The sequence below is a fragment of the Stutzerimonas stutzeri genome (genome assembly GCF_024448935.1).
GTDB classification, from domain to species: Bacteria; Pseudomonadota; Gammaproteobacteria; order Pseudomonadales; family Pseudomonadaceae; genus Stutzerimonas; species Stutzerimonas stutzeri_AO.
This window is the reverse complement of record NZ_JAMOIE010000044.1, coordinates 1-22,588: the sequence shown is the minus strand read 5'-3', so window position 1 is coordinate 22,588 and position 22,588 is coordinate 1. Positions and strand designations below refer to the sequence as shown.

Genomic DNA, 22,588 nt, shown 5'->3' with positions numbered 1-22,588 from the left:
AGATGTTGCAGACTGTTGTGATTGTGGTGCATCTGCTGGTTGCCATTGGCGTGGTTGCGTTGGTGTTGCTGCAGCAAGGAAAGGGGGCTGACGCGGGTGCGTCCTTTGGTTCGGGTGCTTCGGCAACTGTATTCGGAAGCCAAGGTTCTTCTACCTTTCTGAGTCGTTTTACTGCTATGCTCGCCTGCGTTTTTTTCGCTACAAGCCTGGGCTTGGCGTTTTTCGCAACGCGTCAGGCTGACCAGGTCTCGGGCGCAGGCCTGCCGGATCCGGCAGTGCTGGAAGTGCCGGCGAGCAAACCGGTGGTGGAAGATGTGCCGGTTCTGGAAAATGCTCCGTCCGCGCCTGCTGCAGATGAAGTGCCTCAGCTACAGGGGCAAGAATAAGGTTTTTGCCGAGGTGGTGGAATTGGTAGACACGCTACCTTGAGGTGGTAGTGGCCATAGGCTGTAGGGGTTCGAGTCCCCTCCTCGGTACCAAACAAGCAGGCCCGCAGATGCGGGCTTTCTTGTTTTCAGTGTTTGGGTTGACCTGGTGTAGGCGCGGTCGTATAATTCGTGCCCAGTTTGACGCGGGGTGGAGCAGTCTGGTAGCTCGTCGGGCTCATAACCCGAAGGTCGTTGGTTCAAATCCAGCCCCCGCAACCAGTTGATAAAAAAGCCCCTGTCGAGGGGCTTTTTATTAGCTTCAAGCCAGGTCGCCGGCATCTACAGGCGATCGTTCATGGATGGGCGTTTCGCCCATTTTTCATTTGTACAGCGTGCGCGAGGGACTTCGATGTCGAGCAAGCTAGAACAGTTGCAGGCCTTGTTGGCCCCAGTGGTCGAGGCGCTCGGCTATCAATGTTGGGGCATCGAGTTCATGTCGCAGGGTCGGCATTCCTTGTTGCGGGTCTACATCGACCATCCCAACGGTATTCTTGTCGATGACTGCGAAACAGTCAGCCGTCAACTGAGTGGTGTGCTCGACGTTGAGGATCCGATCAGCTCTGATTACACCCTTGAAGTGTCCTCTCCTGGAATGGATCGGCCTCTGTTCACGCTCGAGCAGTTCACGACCCATGCGGGCGAGCAAGTCAAAATCAAGCTGCGTTCGTCCTATGAGGGTCGGCGCAATTTCCAAGGTCTTCTGCGCGGGGTCGAGGAGCAGGATGTAGTGGTGCTGGTCGACGATCACGAATACCTGTTGCCGATCGACATGATCGACAAGGCCAACATAATTCCCCGTTTTGAGTGAGTCGCGGATCCCGCGGACCCCCAATGGATTGCGATAGGCGAGGCGTACGATGAGCAAAGAAGTACTGCTGGTTGTGGAGTCGGTATCCAACGAGAAAGGCGTACCGGCCAGTGTAATCTTCGAGGCATTGGAGCTGGCTTTGGCCACTGCTACCAAAAAGCGCTTCGAGGACGAGGTTGACCTGCGGGTCGAGATCAATCGGCAGAACGGTAGCTACGAGACCTTCCGCCGCTGGACGGTGGTCGAGGAAGAGGATTTCGACGATCCGGCACATCAGTTGACTGTCGATATGAAGCAGGCCATTGACGCTGGGGCCAAGGTGGGTGACGTTTTAGAGGAAAAAGTCGAGTCGATCGAGTTCGGTCGGATCGCCGCTCAGACAGCCAAGCAGGTTATCGTGCAGAAGGTCCGGGAGGCTGAGCGTGCCCAGGTGGTCGAGGCCTACCGTGATCGCGTGGGCGAGATCATTTCCGGTACGGTAAAAAAGGTAACCCGTGACAGTGTCATCGTCGATCTGGGCAATAACGCGGAAGCGTTACTGGCCCGGGAAGACATCATTGCTCGGGAGACCTTTCGGGTCGGTGCGCGAGTTCGCGCCTTGCTGAAGGAAATTCGCACCGAGAATCGCGGACCTCAACTAATCCTTTCTCGCACAGCGCCGCAGATGATCATCGAGCTGTTCCGCATCGAAGTGCCGGAAATTGCCGAAGGGCTGATCGAGGTGAAGGCGGCTTCGAGGGATCCGGGCTCGCGCGCCAAGATAGCCGTACGCTCGAAAGACAAGCGGATCGATCCGCAGGGCGCCTGTATCGGTATGCGCGGTTCGCGTGTTCAGGCCGTTTCCGGCGAGATTGGCGGCGAGCGTGTCGACATCGTGCTGTGGGACGAGAACCCTGCACAATTCGTCACCAATGCAATGGCCCCGGCTGAAGTGGCTGCCATCATCGTCGACGAAGATGCGCACGCCATGGATATCGCGGTTGGCGAAGACAATCTGGCTCAGGCAATCGGACGGGGCGGACAGAATGTCCGTCTTGCCAGCCAACTGACCGGCTGGACGCTGAACGTGATGACCGAGGCGGACATCCAGAGCAAGCAGCAAGAAGAAACCGGCGACATCTTGCGCAACTTCATCGAAGAGCTCGACGTCGATGAGGAGCTGGCGCAACTACTGGTCGAGGAAGGTTTTACCTCTCTCGAAGAGATCGCCTACGTCCCAATGGAGGAAATGCTTGGCATCGAAGGCTTCGACGAAGATATCGTCAACGAGCTGAGAACCCGCGCCAAGGATCGCCTGCTGACCAGAGCGATCGCAACGGAAGAAAAACTGGCAGATGCCCAGCCAGCGGAGGATTTGCTTGCGCTGGATGGCATGGACAAGGAACTGGCGGTCGAGTTGGCGATGCGGGGTGTAATCACCCGCGAAGACCTGGCCGAGCAGTCGATTGACGACCTGCTCGACATAGACGGCATAGATCAAGAACGTGCCGGCAAGCTGATCATGGCCGCCCGAGCCCATTGGTTCGAGTAAGTAATTAGCGGCCTGAGGAGAGAGATGCATGACGCAAGTCACGGTGAAAGAACTGGCCCAGGTGGTCGACACACCGGTCGAGCGACTGCTACAGCAGATGCGTGAGGCAGGACTGTCGCACACCAGCGCCGAGCAAGTAGTGACCGATAACGAAAAGCAGGCCCTGTTGGCGCACCTCAAAAGCAGCCACGGTGCCAAAGTGGATGAGCCGCGCAAAATTACCTTGCAGCGCAAAACCACGACCAAGTTGAAGGTGGCTGGCAGCAAGACCATCAGCGTTGAAGTGCGCAAGAAGAAGACCTTCGTCAAGCGCAGCCCAGACGAGATCGAAGCTGAGAAGCAGCGCGAACTCGAGGAACAGCGCGCAGTGGAGGAAGCGGCTCGTCAGAAGGCTGCTGAAGAAGCACGGCAACGGGCCGAAGAAGAAGCTCGCCGTCAGGCCGAGGCAGTAGCCAAGGCGGAAACCCCAGCAACTGCACCTGCAGAACCGGCTGCAGCTGTAGCAGCTGAACCCGCCCCGGTCGCTCCCGTTGCTCCTCCGGTCGATGAGCGCAAGAGGGAGGAGCCGCGTCGCCCCGATAAGGCTCGTAGCGATGACGACGAGCGTCGGGATCGCAAGCAGGCCCAGCATCGCCCTTCCCTGAAGGCGAAAGCACCGCTGTCGCGTACTGCACGTACTGGCGAAGACGACGCCGATGGTTTCCGTCGCGGTGGGCGCGGTAAATCGAAGCTGAAGAAGCGCAACGCGCACGGCTTCCAGAGCCCGAGCGGACCGATCGTTCGCGAGGTTGCCATCGGTGAAACCATCACCGTCGGCGATTTGGCGCAGCAGATGTCGGTCAAGGCGGCGGAAGTCATCAAGTTCATGTTCAAGATGGGCACCCCGGTGACCATCAACCAGGTGCTGGACCGGGAAACTGCCCAGCTGATCGCCGAAGAGCTGGGCCACAAGGTCAAGCTGGTCAGTGATAACGCCTTGGAAGAGCAACTGGCCGAACTGCTGAAGTTCGAAGGTGAGGCCATCACCCGTGCGCCAGTCGTGACCGTCATGGGTCACGTCGACCACGGCAAGACCTCGCTGCTTGATTACATTCGTCGCGCCAAGGTGGCTGCAGGCGAAGCGGGTGGTATCACTCAGCACATCGGTGCTTATCACGTCGAAACCGATCGTGGAATGGTTACTTTCCTCGACACGCCGGGCCACGCCGCGTTTACAGCCATGCGTGCGCGTGGTGCACAAGCGACTGACATCGTCATTCTCGTGGTTGCCGCAGACGATGGTGTGATGCCGCAAACCATCGAGGCCATTCAGCATGCCAAGGCTGCTGGCGTCCCGCTGGTGGTGGCCGTGAACAAGATCGACAAGCCGGGCGCCGATCTTGATCGCATCCGCAGTGAGTTGTCTGTACACGGGGTGACGTCAGAAGAGTGGGGGGGTGACACGCCGTTCGTATCGGTATCGGCCAAGATGGGTACCGGTGTCGACGACCTGCTTGAGGCGGTACTGCTGCAGGCCGAGATCCTCGAGCTCACCGCTACCCCGTCGGCTCCAGGTCGTGGCGTTGTGGTCGAATCGCGATTGGACAAGGGCCGTGGCCCCGTTGCGACCGTGCTTGTTCAGGACGGTACGCTGCGTCAAGGCGATATGGCGCTGGTTGGCTCCAACTATGGCCGTATCCGCGCCATGCTCGACGAGAACGGCAAATCAATCAAGGAAGCGGGTCCGTCGATTCCTGTCGAGATCCTTGGTCTTGACGGCACTCCCGACGCGGGTGATGAGCTCAGCGTGTTGGCCGACGAGAAGAAGGCGCGTGAAGTGGCCTTGTTCCGTCAGGGCAAGTTCCGCGAAGTGAAGCTGGCCCGCGCGCATGCCGGCAAGCTGGAAAATATCTTCGAGAACATGGGCCAGGAAGAGAAGAAGACGCTTAACATCGTCCTCAAAGCCGATGTTCGTGGATCGCTGGAAGCGCTGCAAGGTTCGCTTGGCGGCCTGGGTAACGACGAGGTGCAGGTCCGTGTCATCGGTGGCGGAGTCGGTGGTATCACCGAGAGCGACGCCAACCTGGCGCTGGCATCCAACGCTGTTCTGTTTGGCTTCAACGTGCGTGCCGACGCCGGTGCGCGCAAGATCGTCGAACAGGAAGGCCTGGATCTGCGTTACTACAATGTCATCTACGACATCATAGAAGACGTCAAAAAGGCCCTGACCGGCATGCTGGGCAGCGACGTACGGGAGAATATCCTGGGCATCGCAGAGGTTCGCGATGTGTTCCGTTCGCCGAAGTTCGGTGCCGTGGCGGGTTGCATGGTCACCGAAGGCACCGTGCACCGCAATCGTCCGATTCGCGTCCTGCGCGACGATGTAGTCATCTTTGAAGGCGAGCTGGAGTCCCTGCGTCGCTTCAAGGACGACGTCGCGGAAGTGCGTGCCGGCATGGAGTGCGGTATCGCGGTGAAGAGTTACAACGACGTCAAGGCGGGCGACAAGATCGAAGTGTTCGAAAAAGTGGAAGTGGCGCGTTCGCTCTAACAGCAGCTGCAAGCGGCAAGCTTCAAGAGGTGGCTTCGGCCGTCCGATTGGGCTTGCCGTTTGGTTTTGTGGCTGAAAAATTTCACAGCTTGCAACTTGCAGCTTGCAGTTTGAGGCAGCTTTATATGGCCAAAGAATTCAGCCGTACCCAGCGTATTGGCGATCAGATGCAGCGCGAGTTGGCGCAGCTCATCCAGCGTGAAGTCAAGGATCCCCGTCTGGGTCTGATAACCATCACGGCAGTCGAGGTCAGTCGTGACCTGTCCCATGCCAAGATTTTCATTACGGTCATGGGCAAGGATGACGATGAAGATGCGGTCAAGGGTAATCTCCGGATTCTCAACGATGCCAGCGGTTTCCTGCGAATGCAGCTGGGCAAGGCGATGAAGCTTCGTACCGTGCCGCAGTTACATTTCAACTACGACGCCAGTGTGCGTCGTGGTGTCGAGCTGACTTCGCTCATCGAGCGCGCTGTAGCAGAAGACCGCAAGCACAGCGACGATCTTGGAGAGTAAGGTTTGGCCCAGGTAAAACGCATCCGCCGTGCGGTCAGCGGCATCATTCTTCTCGACAAACCTCGCGGCTTCACATCGAACGCCGCCCTGCAGAAAGTTCGCTGGTTGCTCAACGCCGAGAAAGCCGGGCATACCGGTAGTCTGGACCCGCTGGCCACCGGTGTACTGCCACTGTGCTTCGGGGAAGCTACCAAGTTCTCCCAATATTTGCTGGATGCTGATAAGGGCTACGAGACCGTAGCCCAGCTCGGTGTGACCACTACCACGGCCGATGCAGAAGGTGAGGTGATCGAGCGTAAGCCGGTCGCCGTCAGCCAAGCGCAGCTAGAAGCGCTTTTGCCACAATTTCGCGGTGATCTGCAGCAAGTGCCGCCGATGTATTCGGCACTCAAGCGCGATGGCCAGCCGCTGTACAAGCTGGCGCGAGCAGGAGAGGTAGTGGAGCGCGAGCCGCGTTCTGTTACCATTGCGCGCCTGGATTTGCTCTCGCTTGAGGATGACCGTGCGCGGCTGGCGGTTGCCTGTAGCAAAGGCACCTATGTCCGGACGTTGGTCGAGGATATCGGGCACGCGTTGGGTTGTGGTGCGCACGTCGCTGAGCTGCGTAGAACTCAAGCCGGGCCGTTCGATCTCAGCCAGACGGTCAGTCTTGAAGAGCTCGAGCAGGCTCACGCAGAAGGCGGAGCAGAAGCGGTAGATGCCTTTCTGAAACCAGTGGATAGCGGGCTTGAGCATTGGCCTCTACTGCAACTTTCTGAGCACAGCGCGTTTTATTGGTTGCATGGCCAGCCGGTACGTGCGCCGGAAGCGCCTAAGTTCGGCATGCTAAGGGTGCAGGACCAAAATGGTCGCTTCATCGGTATCGGTGAGGTGAGCGAAGACGGGCGTATCGCGCCGCGTCGATTGATTCGGTCGGAATGACCGGTGCGCCCGCCGCTTCGGTGGCGGGCGTGATGAGGGTGGCTGTCGGCAGGCACGGTCACTCCTTTTACTAACACGGGACATGTCCCGGCCTGTTCAAAGAAGGAGCCCATCATGGCACTTAGCGTTGAAGAAAAAATCCAGATCGTTAACGAGTACAAGCAAGCTGAAGGCGATACCGGTTCTCCGGAAGTGCAGGTAGCCCTGCTGACCGCCAACATCAACAAGCTGCAAGGTCACTTCAAGGCCAACGGCAAAGATCACCACTCCCGTCGTGGTCTGATCCGTATGGTTAACCAGCGTCGTAAGCTGCTGGATTACCTGAAGGGCAAGGACACTACTCGTTACAGCACCCTGATCGGTCGTCTGGGTCTGCGTCGCTAAGACGTAGCGAGCTGGAAGCTGGAAGCTTGAAGTTGTGGGTCGGGGGGGAATCCTCCGCTTTCAGCTTCGAGCTTTCAGCTTTTTGGCTTTTGCAGGAGCGATCGGGTCCGACTCCCGCCGTTTCCGCCGATTTCCCCCAAGGCAACAAAGAGAAGGAACCACCGTGAACCCGGTAATCAAGAAATTTCAATTCGGTCAATCGACCGTAACCCTCGAGACTGGCCGTATTGCCCGTCAAGCCAGTGGTGCCGTGCTGGTCACCGTTGATGACGACGTGACCGTGCTGGTTGCTGTCACCGGCGCCAAGACTGCTGATCCGAGCAAGGGCTTTTTCCCGCTCTCGGTTCACTACCAGGAAAAGACCTACGCGGCCGGCAAGATCCCAGGCGGTTTCTTCAAGCGTGAAGCGCGACCTTCCGAAAAGGAAACCCTGACCTCGCGCCTGATCGACCGCCCGATCCGTCCGCTGTTTCCCGAAGGCTTCCAGAACGAAGTCCAGGTGATCTGTACGGTCGTTTCGACCAGCAAGAAGACTGATCCGGACATCGCTGCGATGATCGGTACTTCGGCTGCGCTGGCGATTTCCGGCATTCCGTTCAACGGTCCGATCGGTGCTGCTCGCGTCGCCTTCCACCCGGAAACCGGCTACCTGTTGAACCCGACCTACGCGCAGCTCAAGGCCTCGAGCCTGGACATGGTCGTTGCCGGTACCAAAGATGCCGTACTGATGGTCGAGTCGGAAGCCAAAGAGCTGACCGAAGACCAGATGCTGGGCGCGGTGCTCTTCGCTCACGACGAGTTCCAGGCCGTAGTGCAGGCCGTTACCGAGCTGGCAGCCGAAGCGGGCAAGCCGACCTGGGATTGGCAGCCAAAGGCTGAAAATACTCAACTGCTCAATGCCATTCGCAGCGAATTCGGCGAGGCCATCTCGCAGGCGTACACCATCACCATCAAGCAGGACCGCTACGCGCGCCTGGGTGAGCTGAAAGAACAGGTCGTAGCCAAATTCTCCGGTGAGGTGGGCCAGCCGACAGCTGGCGAAGTCAAAGAAGCCTTCGGCGAAATCGAGTACCGCACCGTTCGCGAGAACATCGTCAACGGTAAGCCGCGCATCGACGGTCGCGACGCCCGCACTGTTCGGGGTCTGAACATCGAAATTGGTGTGCTGGCCAAGACCCACGGTTCGGCGCTGTTCACCCGTGGCGAAACCCAGGCTCTGGTCGTTGCCACCCTCGGCACCGCCCGTGACGCGCAGCTGCTCGACACCCTTGAAGGCGAGAAGAAAGATCCCTTCATGCTGCACTACAACTTCCCGCCTTACTCGGTGGGTGAGTGTGGCCGCATGGGCGCTACCGGTCGCCGCGAAATCGGTCACGGCCGTCTGGCTCGCCGTTCGGTCGCGGCCATGCTGCCGAGTGCCGATGAGTTCCCTTATACCATTCGGGTGGTCTCGGAAATCACCGAGTCCAACGGCTCCAGTTCGATGGCCTCGGTCTGTGGTGCCTCCCTGGCGCTGATGGACGCGGGTGTGCCGATGAAGGCTCCGGTGGCCGGCATCGCCATGGGGCTGGTGAAGGAAGGCGAAAAGTTCGCGGTTCTGACCGATATTCTGGGTGACGAAGATCATCTGGGGGACATGGACTTCAAGGTGGCCGGTACTTCCAGGGGCGTGACCGCGCTGCAGATGGACATCAAGATCCAGGGCATCACCGAAGAGATCATGGAAATCGCGCTGGGTCAGGCGCTTGAAGCGCGTCTGAACATTCTCGGCCAGATGAACCAGGTCATCGGTCAGTCGCGTACAGAGCTGTCGGCCAACGCGCCGACCATGATTGCGATGAAGGTCGACCAGGACAAGATCCGCGACGTCATCGGCAAGGGTGGCGCCACCATCCGCAGCATCTGCGAAGAAACCAAAGCCTCGATCGACATCGAAGACGACGGTTCGATCAAGATCTTCGGTGAAACCAAGGAGGCGGCAGAGGCTGCCAAGCAGCGCGTTCTCGGGATCACCGCTGAGGCCGAGATCGGCAAGATCTACGTTGGCAAGGTTGAGCGCATCGTCGATTTCGGAGCCTTCGTCAACATCTTGCCGGGCAAGGATGGGCTGGTGCACATCTCGATGCTGAGCGATCAGCGCGTCGAGAAGGTTACCGACGTGCTCAAGGAAGGCCAGGAAGTGAAAGTCCTGGTGCTGGACGTCGACAACCGCGGCCGTATCAAACTGTCGATCAAGGATGTGGCTGCTGCCGAAGCATCGGGCGCATAAAGCACCCCGGTGAAAAAAGAGCCCCTCGGGGCTTTTTTTTTTTGCGATGGCGAAATACCGGTCACGACGTTGCGCGCATTGCAGTCTGCACGCTTCGCTTGATCGAAACATGCAGAGTGCTAGTGGCATAGCGGCACTACTAAGTCTTATATTGTTGAATATTAAGGATATTTTTAAATTTTAAGCTTGGCACGTAGCTTGCGGTCTATTAGGTGAATCTGCGGAGATATACCGTAGTTACTATGAGAAAACAGGAGTGCCGCTCATGAACAAGATCCAGACCTCTATTACTGCTGCCGCCATTGCGACTGCCTTGAGTTTGCCGCTGGCAGGGGCTGCGTTCGCCGACACCACGCCTGCATTTGACGAGGCCCAACCAATGATGTTGGCCGCCAGCGACACCGTGGACGCCGCTGAGCGCACCGCAGGCGAAGCGGGCGAGGCGATGTCCGACACCTGGATTACTACTAAAGTCAAATCTGCTCTGCTTGCTGGCGACTCGACTCCAGGCATGGAGATTGAAGTCGAAACCAACAACGGCGTGGTTTCACTGTCCGGTACTGTGGCCACCGAAGCACAGCGCGAGATGGCCATCGACAAGGCCAAGACGATCGAAGGCGTCAAAGACGTTTCTGCTGACGGTCTGAAAGCGGTCGACTGACGGGTCAGGCCACACTGGAACCCACAGCTTGCAGCGGGTTCCAGCGTTGCCGGTCAGCCTCGTTCGCTATCGATATTGCTGAGGCGGTTACCCTCGAAGCGCAAAAAATGGTACATGCCATTAGTGGGGCCATAGGTCCACTCTTCAATCTGCACCTCCTGACGAAAACCGTATTCGTCGATCAGCTCCTTGTACCCGGTCAGTGCACGACTGCTGGGCTCACCGCACTTGGCTTGTACTTCGGCTGTCGAGGCTCGCAGGCTGACGAGGTTGCGTCCGCAACGAAAGGTCGAGGAGGCCTGCGCATGTAGCGCATAGAACGTGATGGTAAGCGCAGCCAGTACGGCACTTTTTTGCATGGTGACTGCCTGATCAATTCGCTCGGCTGGTTTCGATCCGTACCAGTCGGTTTCCCTCGAATGTGAGGATGTTGAATACGCCATTGTCGGGGCCGTATACCCATTCCTCGCGCATCATTTCCCGGCGTTGGTTTGGGCCCAGTGTGTAGCCCACCAGATCACGCTGAACAGGCTGGCCACATTTACGCTCGACTTCAAAGGTGCGGTCGCCGGTGTTGATCAGGTTGCTTCCACAGCGGAGGGTGTCGGCGCCGGCTATCGAACTCGCCAAGCTGGCCGCGAACAGGAAGACCATCTTCCAATGACGCCCGATTGTTTTCATTCCGCCTCCAGATGCAGAACCGTTGGGACTCCACCGTCCTGGACAGTCTGGGTGATGCCGGTATCGAGCAGGTACACCCGGTCTGCTGTCAGCCCTGCGTTGTCCACCAGGTAATCCCTGATGCTGGCGGCCCGTGCACGGCTCAGGCGGCGCAGCAGTGCCGTGCTGGTTTCACGACTGCTTAGAATTGCTTGCCGAAGCTGTCGCGCGCGGGTTTCGACGTCGAGACTTTGCCACTCGGCGGGAGGTTGTCTCTGCAGGCGACTGCGATAGATTCCTTCCAGCATGGCAGTCTTTTCTTCTTCAGCGATTTCGAGCATGGACGGATCGGCGGGAACGGTATCACCGCGTCGCTGCAAAACTTTATACCAGGTCTGCTGATATTCACGCTCCAGCCACTGTTCGGCGAGCAGTGCGCCGTCCACTGCCGGAGCACTCATGCCTTCGACCTCCAGGCGGAGTGCGGGGCGCTCCTTGAGTGCGCTGGCCAGCGCCTCGAGCTTACTGCGCGCGCTGCTGTCCAGTTCGCTGCTACCGGGCAGGAAAAGAATCTGGCTAAGATCCGCCTGTTCGCGACCGACCAGCCCTCCAAGGAATTTGAAGGGTGACCTGGCTGCCCGTACTATCAGATTGCGTAACGTCTGCCAGATGATGGGCACCACGTCGAACTGCGGATTCTTCAGATCTCCCTGCACGGGAATCTTGAGCGCAATGGTGCCGCTACTGTCTTTCAATAGCGCCACCGCAAGGCGCACCGGCAGATCTACGGCCTGCTCGCTGTCGACTTTTTCGCCCAGCTGCAGCTCTTCCAGCACCACTTCGTTTTCAGCGTTCAGCTGCCCTTGTTGGATACGGTAATGCAAATCCAGGTTGAGCCGTCCCTTGCGAATGCGATAGCCCGCGAACTTGGCGGAATAGGGCGAGAGCGTGGTCAGTTCGACCTGCCTGAAGCGGGTGGTGATGTCGAGGCTCTGGAGCGGCTCGAAAGGCGTCAGGCTGCCCTCGATGCTCACGGGTGCGTAACGATCAACCTTGCCCTCTATATCAACGCTGGCAGCGTTGTGCTGACGGTTATCGAGGGTGCCGATGCTCCCACCGAGATCCTCGATGGCCGTGATGAAGGGCGGGCGCAGACTGAGGTCGGAGAAGTTGGCTGAGCCGTCAGCTATCTGAATACCGCCAATCCGCAACGCGAAGGGCACGTCTGGCTCGTCTGGGGAGGCGGGTGCTTCGGAGGGTGGAGCCTCTTGGTTGGGCGAAGCTGAGGGCTTGTCTACCAACAGGTCGTTGATGTTGGTCGTCAGGTCCGGGTTGATAATGAAGCGAGCATAGGGCTGGTTAAGGTCGATCTTTTCGATCTGCAGCGCGTTCGGATAGCTATAGCCCAGACCGCTGGCCTGCAACGACTGCCATTTCACCAAGTCACGGTCCTGAATGGTGTCGAGCGTATGAAGCTGGGTGATCTCGGCGGAACCGCCCATATGAAAGGCCAGCGGCTCGACGCCCGTCAGCTCGACCGCAAGCTGGCTCGCCAGCAGTCCGCTGCGTAACTCCAGGTGAACGAACGGCGACAAATAGGGCTGCGCCAAGCGCAAGTCGATGCCTGCCAGCGTGACGTCGAAGCTCCCCTGCATGGGGGTCAATGTCAGCTGGCCTTCGGCAAGTAGCGAACCTTGTTTACCGACCTCGGTGGTCAGCTTGAGCTCCATCGGAGCTGTGCCGCGGCTGTCGAAGTTGCGCACGTCCAGATCGAGGGGCCCGAGTTCCAGTTCGACGTTTGGCTCAGGAACCTTGTCAGCCAGGTGCAGCTGATAGTTACGCAGTTCAGCGTCACGTAGAACGATCCGCCAAGGCTGATCAGATGTATCACCTTCCTGCGTTGGCTTAGGCTCGTCCTGCGCCGGTCGCTCCTCTGTGTCGGTTGGCTGCGGTTGCGGTTGCGGTGCTGGCTTGCTGGCAAGCAAGCGCTGCCAATTGAGTTGGCCGTCAGGCTCACGAATCAGCCAGCTCTCCAGTGCCTGGCTGCGCAGCTGGCCAAGGGTGAGTTGTCGTTTCGGCAAGTCCAACGAAGCGTGGGCGATCTCTGCCTGTTCCAAACGGAGTAATGGCTGGCCTTGGAGGCTATCGATACTCAGCGATGCCAGCGTAGCACTCGCGTCGCTCAATTGAAGTGAAGTGCCCTTGCTGAGGTCGAGCTGGTACTCGGTCTTCAGGCTCAGCTGCCCTTCGTTAAGGGCGAGCGGTGCCATGTCGCGGACATAGGGCCAGAAGGTCTTCAGTGCCAGCCCATCTATTTCAAGCTGGCCGGTGGACGTGACGGGGGAGAGGTTGAGCTGACCTTTCCATTTGATGCGTGATCCGTCCGGGCCTCTGGCAACCAGGACGGCATCAGCGGCGTCGTCCGAGCGGGTCGCAAAGTTAAGGAGCTCAAACTCCAGCGAGTCGAGCAGGAAGTCGATCGGCTCCCGGGTTCGCTGATCAGCGAAATGCACCCGTCCGCCGGCCAGTTGCAGGCGATCGATGCGCAGGGCAAGGGGCTTTTCATCCTCTGCGGGCGTATCTTCATTGCTGGGCAGCTCGAACAGCTCGGCCAGGTTCAGCTTGCCGTCAATGTCAAACAGGACTTCGGCGTTCGGCCCGATGAGCTCGATATTCGAAAAGTGCAGGGCGCGGTTCCACAGACTGTCCCAATCGAGGTCAACGAATACCCGCTCGAACGCCAGTTGCTCGGCATCCGGCTCGCCCATGTGCAAGGTTGTGGAGTCTCAAGTTCAAGGTGAACGGATTGAGCTCGATCCGCTCCAGGCGAGCCGGTACCGTCGCGTATTTCGCCAGCTGTTGGTTGACGACACGCTCCGCCACTCCGGGCAGGATCAGAAAACCGAGCAGGCAATAAAGGATCAGGGCGGTCATCACGCCGATGAGTGCGCGCTTCATTCCGTTGGGCATGCGGACCTCCTTTTCCAGGCGATGAAGTGCGTTGGAGTATGGCGGGGGCACGCCGGTTCCTCCTGCGCGCGGGCGCGCGTTGCCTCACAACTGGAGCATCAGCACCTTGAGCGGTGGCTTGCCGTCCGTTGAAGGGAAGTCGGCGGCCGGTGGCAGTGCCTGGCAGTCCTGAACCGGCCGACCAGCCTTGGTTGCGCAGCGCAAGACCTGATCTCGCCAGTCGTCGAGATCGACCTTTGCCAGGTTGTTGCAGCAGATGAGAACGCCGCTCTCGGCAGTCGCGAGTAGGGCGGGTTTGAGCAGGCTCTGGTAGTCGCGCAGCAGGTCGACGGTTCCGAACGCGCTCTTCGACCAGGCGGGCGGGTCGAGCAACACCAGATCGAACTGCTTCGGTGACAGGCGCGGGTAGTCAGGCAGTGGACGGCCGCGTCGCTGCAGAATCGGCATGTCGGCGAGCTGGCGGATCGCGGGAAAGTAATCCGACTGAATGAACTGCATCGGGGCCAGCCCAGGATTCAGCGCGCCGTTCTCGCGGCCGACCGCGAGGTTGCTTTCGGCGAAATCCAGATTGCAAACCTCACGAGCACCGCCAGCAGCGGCGCAAAGACCGACCCCGCAGGTATAGGCGAAGAGGTTGAGCACCGACTTGCCGGCACTGTTGGCCTTGACCCAGCCGCGTACATTGCGCAGGTCCAGGAACAGCAGCGGGTCCTGGCCGCCATGGCGTGCACGGATGCGGTAGTTCAGCCCCCATTCGTGACCGATCAGGTCTTCCAGTGCCGAAGGTGCTGCGCGGTATACCGGATCGCTGCGGTCGATACGCGAGTTGCCTTCGGAGCGATCGTTGTAGACGAGTGCCAAGGGCCGGTCGAGCTCGGTGCATATCTGCTCATGCAGGGTCAGCAGGGCGTCACGTTCAAGCGGCTGATGGAAGCTCTGTACCAGTAGCAGCGGGCCGTAACGGTCGACGGTGAGCCCGGGCGAGCCCTCCTGACTGCCATGGAACAACCGATAGCAGTCGGTGGCCCGGTGGTGCAGTTCGGAGAGCAGTGCTTCGCGATTGAGGCAGGCGGCACGCAGCGCCTGTTCGAGAGAGGGCATGCGCGGCGACTCGGGAAAGAGGGCCGCGCAGTTTATCGGAAATTGCCGGTAATGGGCCGGCAGGCTGCCTGTCGGTCAGCGTTCGATTGCCAGCGCGACGCCCTGAAAGTTGCCGACAGCAGTGCAAGCGGCGGCGACGCTGACGACGTCTTGCATGATCTTGAACCTCAAGAAGATGCAGGCTCCCGCGGAACGCTCATGTTGGCACAGGCCTGAAGGCGGCTCCAGGTGCGGAAGGGAAGCTGCCCATACGCTAGCGTATGGGCAGGCCCATGCGGCGTCGTGCCCGATGCACCGAGCCGCTGCGTACGGCCCAGCGCAGCACCGGGGCGGTTCGCCTTACTGCTATCCGAATCAGTTGCCGTTCGCGGTCGGACTGGCTGAGACCGAGCATATCGCTGGCCCAGTCCGGCAACAGGTCGACACCGGCGCGCATCATCAAGGCGCCGAACGGCTTGGCGAGACGACTCGGAGCGGGCGCTTCGAACAGGATGCGTACGATTTCCCGTGAGCGCTCGTCACAACGCAGTTGTTGCCGGATCGCCGCGAAATAGTCCTCTATCTGCTGCCGTGAGCGCGGTACCTTGCGAGCGCCGAGTGCTTCGGCAATACGTGCGACCTCGGCGTAGTAGCGGTCCTGTTCCCGACCTGGCAATGCCGGGTTGAGGTAGCGCAGGTGCGCCTTGAGAAAGCTGCTGACTTCGGCGACATGTACCCAGGTCAGCAGGTCCGGGTCGTACGCGGCGTACGGGCGGCCGTCGGGCGCGTGGCCGGTCACCTTCAGGTGAATCGCCCGGACCCGTTCAATCAGCCGCTGCGCATCGGCCTGGCTACCAAAGGTGGTCGCCGAGATGAACTGGCCGGTGCGACGCAGTCGGCCGAGCAGATCTTCGCGGAAATTCGAGTGATCCCAGACGCCGGCGAGCGCAAGCGGATGCAGGGCTTGCAGCAGCAGGGCGCAAATGCCGCCGACTAGCATCGAGGTAAAGTCGCCGTGCACGCGCCAGCAGACCGAATCCGGGCCGAACAGGCCGGGGTCACCCGGCGGGTTTTCGTAATCGACACCGCCGATGGCCAGCCCGGTGAGGCTGAGCACCTGCGATTCGATATGACGGCGGATCAGTTCCAAAAGGGCAACATCTGGCTGGGCTGGGAAGCCGAATCTTACCTGATGTCCAGGCGTTACCCAGGCCCAGTCGATCAGCGTGGCGTCGAAGGCGTGTCTGTGAGACTGCTGAGGATGGAGCAGCGGACAGCGGTCAGGCGCTGTCCGCTGTTGCGCATCGATCAGCCGCGATGGCGGCCGCGGAAGAAATCGATCAACCCTTGGGTCGAGGCGTCTTCGGCGGGCTGCGCATCGAACCGGGTCATCTGCCCGTAGACGGCCTTGCCCAGGTCCTTGCCGAGCTCCACGCCCCACTGGTCGAAGGAGTTGATTCCCCAGATCACACCCTGGACGAACACCTTGTGCTCATAGAGCGCGATCAGCGCACCGAGGCGGCCGGGGCTGATGGTTTCCACCACCAGAGTGTTGCTCGGTCGATTGCCCGGAATGACCTTGTGCGGCGCCAGCCGCTCGACTTCGGCTTCGCTCATGCCCGTTGCTCGCAGCTCGGCTTCGGCCTCTTCGCGCGTCTTGCCGCGCATCAGCGCCTGGCTCTGTGACAGGCAGTTGGCGTAGAGCCACTCATGGTGATCGGCAACCGGATTGTGACTGACCACCGGCACGATGAAGTCGGCCGGAATCAGCGGCGTGCCCTGGTGCAGCAACTGGTGGTAAGCGTGCTGGCCATTGGCGCCGACGCCGCCCCAGATTACCGGGCCGGTGGTGCAGGAGACCGGCGTGCCATCCTGGCGCACGCTCTTGCCGTTGGATTCCATATCCATCTGCTGCAGATGTTTGACGAAGTTGCGCAGATAGTGGTCATAGGGCAGGAAGGCATAGCTCTGCGCACCCCAGAAGTTGTGATACCAGACGCCCAGCATCGCCAGCAGCACCGGCATGTTGCTTTCGAACGGCTCGTTGAGGAAATGCTGATCCATGCTATAGGCGCCGGAGAGCAAGTCCTTGAAGTTGGACATGCCGATGGCCAGGGCGATGGGTAGGCCGATTGCCGACCACAGCGAATAGCGGCCGCCGACCCAGTCCCACATCGGGAAGATGTTCTTCTCGCGAATACCGAATTCGACCGCGGCCTGCTTGTTGCTGGTCACCGCGATGAAGTGGCGATAGAGCTTCTCTTCGGTGCCGCCCTTGCCCAGGTACCAGTTACGCGCGGCCTGGGCGTTCTTCAACGTTTCGAGGGTGCCGAAGGTCTTGCTGGAAATGATGAACAGCGTGGTCTCGACGTTCAGCTTGGCGGTCACTTCGCGGAACTCGCTGCCGTCGATATTGGCCAGATAGTGCGTGCGCACGCCGTGCTGGCTGAACGGCAACAGGGCTTCGGACACCAGTTGCGGGCCAAGGAACGAGCCGCCGATACCGATGTTGACCACGTCGGTGATGGTCTTGTCGCTGAAGCCGCGCCAGAGGTTATTGTGGATGCGAGTGACGATATCGGTCATCTGCGCCAAAGCGGTGTGCACGTCGCGCATGATGTTCTTGCCGTCGACCATCACCGATTCGCCCATCGGCCGGCGCAGGGCGGTGTGCAAAACCGGACGATTCTCCGAGGCGTTGATCCGCTCGCCTTCGAACATCGCGTGGGCGGCCTGCTCGACGCCGGCCTCGCGGGCCAGGTTCACCAGCAGCGTGCGGGTTTCGGGTGTGATCAGGTTTTTCGAGTAATCGAGAAACAGGCCGCAGCACGAAACCGACAAGTCCTCGAAGCGTGTCGGGTCGGCTTTGAACGCTTCGCGCATGCTGAAGTTCTGCATGGTCAGGCGGTGGTCTTCCAAGGCCTTCCAGGATGGCAGGCCGGTGGCATCGAGGGGGTGCTGGTAGTAACTCATGGTTGTGCGGCTTCCTTTGCTTTGGCGGACTGTCTGCGGCTCTGCGATTCGTTCGGACAGTCATTCGATCATGCTGGCACGCTGGCTTCGACCTGGATCTGACAGGCGCGTTCCGCTGCGGCTGGACCGCTACGGAGGCGACGCATCCTGCACCGTCGAGACTGGTCTGACTGGCAAAAACGCGCGGCGTTCCGAAGCGTTGCGCACAGGATACCGATAGCGGCCAGGACAAGGCGACCATTGCAGATTTCCGCCGCCAGGGGAAACCCTTTGCATAAAAAGCCCGCGTCACGCTTGGCGATGCGGGCTTCCGAACAGCCGATGGTGAATCAGGCGATCTGAACTGGAATCGCGTTGCTGGTGTGACTGAGATCCCCATCAGCGCCCATATACAGAACGTGTGGTTTGAAGCTGGCCAGTTCGGCTTCGCTGTAGTGGGCATAGGCACAGATAATCACCCGATGACCAACGCCAGCCTTGTGTGCGGCGGCGCCGTTGACGGAAATGATCTTCGAGCCTTCTTCGCCGCGGATGGCATAGGTCGTGAAGCGCTCGCCGTTGTCGACGTTATAGATCTGGATCTGCTCATATTCGCGGATGCCGGCGAGGTCCAGCCAGTCACCGTCGATGGCGCAGGAGCCTTCGTAATCCAGCACCGAATGGGTCACCTGGGCGCGGTGCAGTTTGGCCTTGAGCATGATGGCGTGCATGGCGGGGTCCTCCGGGGGCGCAAGCGGCGCAGAGTGTGCCCGAACCCTCAGGCCGGTTCAAGACCGAGGGCCGAGCTGGGTTATGCCGATGATCGGCCGTTAGCAGTCCACTGGCGGAGCGATCTCGACCAGCAGGTTATCCAGCAACCGAGTCTTGCCCAGGAACGCTGCGGCGAGGATTACGACTTCCTGGCTGTCTGGCTTGACCGGTTGCAGGTCCGCGGCGTTGCGGATCTCCAGGTAGTCGGGCCGCAAGCCGGCAGCCTGCAGTGCCTGATGAGCGGATGCGAGCAGGGCGGGGTAGTCACGTTCTCCGTTGCGCAGGGCGGCCGCCAGCTGTTGCAGCGTATGGTGAAGTACGGGAGCGGTTGCGCGCTCGTCGGCGCTGAGGTAACCGTTGCGCGAAGACAGTGCGAGGCCATCGTCAGCCCGCACGATGGGTTCGCCAATGATCTGCACGGGCATGTTCAGGTCGCGGACCATGGTGCGGATAACCGCCAGTTGCTGGAAATCCTTCTGGCCGAACACTGCAAGGTCCGGCAGCACCATGTTAAACAGCTTGCTCACCACGGTCGCAACGCCGTCGAAGTGCCCTGGACGGCTGCCGCCACAGAGCCCCTCGGACACGCCCGGTACCCGAACGATGGTCTGCAGCGCCTGGCCGTGCGGGTACATCTCCTCGACGCTGGGGGCGAACAGCAGGTGGCAGCCGGCCTCGAACAGCTTGTCCTGGTCGGCCGCAAGCGTACGTGGATAGCTGGCGAGGTCTTCGTTGGGGCTGAACTGCAGCGGATTGACGAAGATGCTGGCAACCACGAAGTCGGCACGCTGGCCGGCCTTCTTGACCAGCGCGAGATGGCCGGCATGCAGGTTGCCCATGGTCGGCACGAAGCCGATGCGCTTGCCTTCGCCCCGCGCGCGGGCCACCGCGGCGCGCAGATCGGCAACGGTTTTCACCACGTTCATGCGGAGAACCCATGTTCGGCTGCAGGAAACTCAACGGACTTGACTGCCTGGACGTAAGCGGCAATGGCCGTCGGTATATCGCCATGCTCACGCATGAAGTTCTTGACGAACCTTGGCGCTCGGCCGGTCAGCGAGAGACCGAGCATGTCGTGCAGAACCAGTACCTGGCCGTCCGTGTCGCTGCCCGCACCGATACCGATGACCGGAACCGTAACCGCCCGTGTGATCCTCGCAGCCAGCTCGCTCGGGACACATTCGAGCAGCAGCATGGCCGCGCCAGCATCCTCAAGCGCCTTGGCGTCGGCAATCATCTGTTGCGCCTGCGCTTCCTCGCGCCCCTGCACCTTGTACCCCCCAAAGATGTTGACCGCCTGCGGGGTGAGGCCCATGTGTGCGCAAACCGGGATTCCACGCTGGGCCAGCAGGCGAATGGACTCGGCCAGCCAGGCCGCGCCCTCGACCTTGATCATGTGGGCGCCGGCCTTCATCAAGGTCGATGAGGTGTTCAGCGTCTGCTCGACGGTCGCGTTGGCCATGAACGGCAGATCAGCGACGATCATGGCGCCGCGGTTGCCGCGTTTGACGCAGGCCGTGTGGTACGCCATGTCATCAACCGAAACCGGCAGCGTGCTGTCGTGACCTTGCAGGACCATGCCCAGGGAGTCGCCGATCAGCAGCATCTCGACACCCGCCTCGCAGGCTGTCTTGGCGAAGGTGGCGTCATAGCAGGTCAGCATGACGATCTTCTCGCCTTTGTGCTTGAGGCCTTGCAGGGTGGTCAGGGTTACGTCTGGCATGAAAGCCGTCCTCCTAAAGCCTCTCGGGGATCACGGTTGCAGGCGCAGCGTCAGGGTTGCCCCGTTTCGATGCGTGCCGGCAGAGGGCGCTTATAGTCCTGATGGCGGCGAGCTAAGTCAATCGCGAGTGTTACCCGCAGGTTACATCTGTTACCCAGTGGTTACAGCAGGTCGCCGAGCCGCTCGAGGCCTTCAAATGGGCAGGCAGCGAGCAGCTCAGCAAGCGTGCGGCCATCGGCGAGCTTGAGTTCGGCGGGGGCAACCTCGGCCAGCGGGTAGAGTGCAAAGGCCCGTGCGTGCAGGTGGTAATGCGGAACCGTCAGGCGGGGCTCGCTGATCAGCTGATTACCGAACAGCAGAATATCGAGATCCAGTGTGCGCGGGCCCCAGCGCTCGGCTTTGCGCTCGCGCCCTTGAGCGAGCTCGATCGCTTGCAGCGCGTCAAGCAGAGCAAGCGGTGACAGCGAAGTATCCAGCGCCGCCACGGCATTGTTGTATCGGGGCTGGTCAGCAGGGCCGAGCGGGTCGCTGAGATAGAGCGAGGAGACGGCTGCCAATTGCGAGTCGGGAATGCGTGTCAAAGCGTCCAGGGCGCCGCGCAGCTGCTGACGCGGCTCGGCCAGATTGCTGCCGAGGCCGATGTACACACGTTCCATCTCAGTCCGCTGATGCCGGTGCGCTTTCGTTCGGGCCGCGCTTGCGACGGTTACTTCGGCGACGTTTGCGCGGCGCACCGTTCCCCTCGTCTTTGCTGCTGAGGCCACGAATCATGGTACGGCGCTCACTGTCGCTGGCTTCCTGGTAGTCGGTCCACCATTCGCCAAGGCCATCGGTTTGCTCGCCGGCGCTCTCTCGCAACAGCAGAAAATCGTAGCCGGCGCGAAAACGTGGGTTCTCCAGTAGCTGGTCTGCACGACGTCCTTGACGGCGTGGCAAGCGCTCCTGCATGTCCCAGATCTCGCGCATGGGCAGGGTGAAACGCTTGGGAATGGCCGTGCGCTGGCACTGTTCCCAAATGAGGTCATGCGCGGCTTCCTGCATCGCCGGGATTGGCGGCAGGCCGCGCGCCTGAGCCTCGGTGACGCGCGCCGGCAAGGCCGGCCAGAGCAGGGCCGCAAACAGGAATGCCGGGGTGACGGGCTTGCCTTGGGCGATGCGCAGGTCGGTATTGGCCAGGGCGTTGCGGATCAGCGTACCGGCATACTCAGGGTTGTCTTCCAGCGCATCGGCGCTGGCCGGAAACAGCGGTGCGAACAGGTCGTACTCAAGCAGCAAATCGAAGGTGCGTTCGGCTTTGCCGCTAAGGAACAGCTTGATGATCTCATCGAACAGGCGCGCAGACGGCACGTCGTTCAACAGGTCGGCCAGGTCGGCAATCGGTTCGGCGCTATGCTTTTCGATCTCGAAGTCCAGCTTGGCGGCGAAGCGGACCGCTCTCAGCATGCGTACCGGATCTTCCTGGTAACGCTGCTCCGGGTCGCCAATCAGGCGGATCAGCCTGTTGCGGATGTCGTGAACACCGTGGGTGTGGTCGAGGATCCGCTCGCTGGAAGGATCGTAGTACAGAGCGTTAATGGTGAAATCGCGGCGCTGCGCATCGTCCTCTAGCGTGCCATAAATATTGTCACGCAGAATCCGCCCGCTGTCGTTGCGCGAAGCCAGGTGGTTGGGTTCATCATCGTCTTCTTCGGGATGATTGGCGCGGAAGGTGGCGACCTCGATGATCTCGCGGCCGAAGTGCACGTGAACCAGCTTGAAGCGACGGCCGATGACGCGTGCACTACGAAACTCGGCGCGCACTTGCTCGGGCGTGGCACTGGTAGCCACGTCGTAGTCCTTTGGCTGCAGATCGAGCAGCAGGTCGCGGACGCATCCGCCCACGACATACGCCTCGTAGCCGGCATGCTGGAGCCGCTCGACGACACTGACGGCGTGCCGGCTGAGATCGTTGCGGTGCAGCGAATGCTGCCGGCTGGACAGTATTTCGGGGGTGCGACGTGGATGCGGAAACCGGCGCAGGGGAAGACGAAAAGACTGGAACAGCTTTTTCAGCATGAGAGCACTGTGTGGCGAAATGACAAGGTGGCGACGTGAATAGCCACGAAACAGGCGTGGATTCTAGCACCGGAAACAGGGATGGTGAACGAAGCGCGGAGAGGTGTCAAAAGTTGCTAGGGTCTGTTCCCGTTTACTCGCCGCTCGTTTGGCCCACCAGACTTCACGGCTCGTGCCTTGCCTCGCGAAAAAACAGGCTCCGGCGCGGCCGCGTATGAAACGGGAACAGACCCTGGGGCCAGAAAGCACTAGGGGGAGCCGAAGCTCCCCCTTTAAATGATGTCGCGTGCTTTGTTGTTATTAGTATTTCGGGCGTGTTGTTTTTGTGGG

Annotated in this window: 19 protein-coding genes, 2 tRNA genes and 1 pseudogene; 11 read left to right on the top strand and 11 right to left on the bottom strand. The window is 60.4% G+C overall.

What is annotated here, in order from left to right; all coding sequences use genetic code 11:
- The first annotated feature begins 2 nt into the window (after window positions 1–2).
- The 11 genes from secG to NA637_RS13695 all read left to right on the top strand — a co-directional run bounded on the left by secG (window position 3) and on the right by NA637_RS13695 (window position 10,047).
- Entirely contained in the window at window positions 3–386 is a 384-nt protein-coding gene (gene secG / locus NA637_RS13745; protein ID WP_256072969.1) for a preprotein translocase subunit SecG, read from the top strand.
- Window positions 387–393: 7 nt separating this feature from the next.
- Window positions 394–479: transfer RNA gene (locus NA637_RS13740), tRNA-Leu, on the top strand.
- Window positions 480–570: 91 nt separating this feature from the next.
- Window positions 571–647, top strand: a tRNA-Met gene (locus tag NA637_RS13735).
- A gap of 130 nt (window positions 648–777) precedes the next feature.
- Window positions 778–1,236 (top strand): ribosome maturation factor RimP, encoded by a 459-nt coding sequence (gene rimP / locus NA637_RS13730; RefSeq protein WP_256072962.1) that lies wholly within the window; start codon window positions 778–780, stop codon window positions 1,234–1,236.
- Window positions 1,237–1,285: 49 nt separating this feature from the next.
- Window positions 1,286–2,767 carry a transcription termination factor NusA gene (gene nusA / locus NA637_RS13725; protein WP_256072961.1) on the top strand — a complete coding sequence of 494 codons (1,482 nt, stop codon included), beginning with the start codon at window positions 1,286–1,288 and terminating at the stop codon, window positions 2,765–2,767.
- 28 nt (window positions 2,768–2,795) lie between these two features.
- Window positions 2,796–5,297, top strand: coding sequence for a translation initiation factor IF-2 (infB, locus tag NA637_RS13720; RefSeq protein ID WP_256072956.1), 2,502 nt, complete (start codon window positions 2,796–2,798; stop codon window positions 5,295–5,297).
- A gap of 125 nt (window positions 5,298–5,422) precedes the next feature.
- The gene (rbfA, locus tag NA637_RS13715) at window positions 5,423–5,812 is read left to right on the top strand and encodes a 30S ribosome-binding factor RbfA (RefSeq protein WP_019342081.1); all 390 of its coding nucleotides are present in this window, start codon (window positions 5,423–5,425) and stop codon (window positions 5,810–5,812) included.
- A gap of 3 nt (window positions 5,813–5,815) precedes the next feature.
- A complete protein-coding gene (gene truB, locus NA637_RS13710; RefSeq protein WP_256072954.1) occupies window positions 5,816–6,733 on the top strand; it encodes a tRNA pseudouridine(55) synthase TruB in 918 nt (305 codons plus the stop codon).
- A 114-nt stretch (window positions 6,734–6,847) separates the two neighbouring features.
- Entirely contained in the window at window positions 6,848–7,117 is a 270-nt protein-coding gene (gene rpsO / locus NA637_RS13705; protein ID WP_256072953.1) for a 30S ribosomal protein S15, read from the top strand.
- Between the two features lie 163 nt (window positions 7,118–7,280).
- Window positions 7,281–9,386 (top strand): polyribonucleotide nucleotidyltransferase, encoded by a 2,106-nt coding sequence (gene pnp, locus NA637_RS13700; RefSeq protein ID WP_256072946.1) that lies wholly within the window; start codon window positions 7,281–7,283, stop codon window positions 9,384–9,386.
- Window positions 9,387–9,651: 265 nt separating this feature from the next.
- A complete protein-coding gene (locus NA637_RS13695) occupies window positions 9,652–10,047 on the top strand; it encodes a BON domain-containing protein (protein ID WP_256072944.1) in 396 nt (131 codons plus the stop codon).
- A 53-nt stretch (window positions 10,048–10,100) separates the two neighbouring features.
- Here the strand turns inward: NA637_RS13695 and NA637_RS13690 are convergent, their stop codons facing one another.
- From NA637_RS13690 to NA637_RS13640, 11 genes and pseudogenes are all read right to left on the bottom strand, one after another.
- Entirely contained in the window at window positions 10,101–10,406 is a 306-nt protein-coding gene (locus NA637_RS13690) for a DUF2845 domain-containing protein (RefSeq protein WP_256072943.1), read from the bottom strand.
- Between the two features lie 13 nt (window positions 10,407–10,419).
- A complete protein-coding gene (locus NA637_RS13685; protein ID WP_101152978.1) occupies window positions 10,420–10,701 on the bottom strand; it encodes a DUF2845 domain-containing protein in 282 nt (93 codons plus the stop codon).
- A gap of 23 nt (window positions 10,702–10,724) precedes the next feature.
- Window positions 10,725–13,677: pseudogene (locus tag NA637_RS13680) on the bottom strand (DUF748 domain-containing protein).
- Between the two features lie 84 nt (window positions 13,678–13,761).
- Window positions 13,762–14,778, bottom strand: coding sequence for a class I SAM-dependent rRNA methyltransferase (locus tag NA637_RS13675; protein WP_256072942.1), 1,017 nt, complete (start codon window positions 14,776–14,778; stop codon window positions 13,762–13,764).
- 253 nt (window positions 14,779–15,031) lie between these two features.
- Window positions 15,032–15,907: an oxygenase MpaB family protein gene (locus tag NA637_RS13670; RefSeq protein ID WP_256072941.1), complete on the bottom strand. Its 876-nt coding sequence runs from the start codon at window positions 15,905–15,907 to the stop codon at window positions 15,032–15,034.
- A 158-nt stretch (window positions 15,908–16,065) separates the two neighbouring features.
- Window positions 16,066–17,730, bottom strand: coding sequence for a glucose-6-phosphate isomerase (gene pgi / locus NA637_RS13665; protein WP_256072930.1), 1,665 nt, complete (start codon window positions 17,728–17,730; stop codon window positions 16,066–16,068).
- Window positions 17,731–18,059: 329 nt separating this feature from the next.
- Window positions 18,060–18,440, bottom strand: a complete 381-nt coding sequence (gene panD, locus NA637_RS13660; protein WP_256072928.1) for an aspartate 1-decarboxylase — start codon at window positions 18,438–18,440, stop codon at window positions 18,060–18,062.
- Between the two features lie 99 nt (window positions 18,441–18,539).
- A complete protein-coding gene (panC, locus tag NA637_RS13655) occupies window positions 18,540–19,406 on the bottom strand; it encodes a pantoate--beta-alanine ligase (RefSeq protein ID WP_256072916.1) in 867 nt (288 codons plus the stop codon).
- On the bottom strand, window positions 19,403–20,203 hold the full coding sequence (gene panB, locus NA637_RS13650; protein WP_256072914.1) for a 3-methyl-2-oxobutanoate hydroxymethyltransferase: 801 nt from the start codon (window positions 20,201–20,203) through the stop codon (window positions 19,403–19,405). Before panB ends, panC begins: the two co-directional genes overlap by 4 nt.
- 161 nt (window positions 20,204–20,364) lie before the next feature.
- Window positions 20,365–20,859: a 2-amino-4-hydroxy-6-hydroxymethyldihydropteridine diphosphokinase gene (gene folK / locus NA637_RS13645; RefSeq protein WP_256072912.1), complete on the bottom strand. Its 495-nt coding sequence runs from the start codon at window positions 20,857–20,859 to the stop codon at window positions 20,365–20,367.
- 1 nt (window position 20,860) lies between these two features.
- A complete protein-coding gene (locus NA637_RS13640; RefSeq protein ID WP_256072910.1) occupies window positions 20,861–22,258 on the bottom strand; it encodes a polynucleotide adenylyltransferase PcnB in 1,398 nt (465 codons plus the stop codon).
- Window positions 22,259–22,588: the final 330 nt, after the last annotated feature.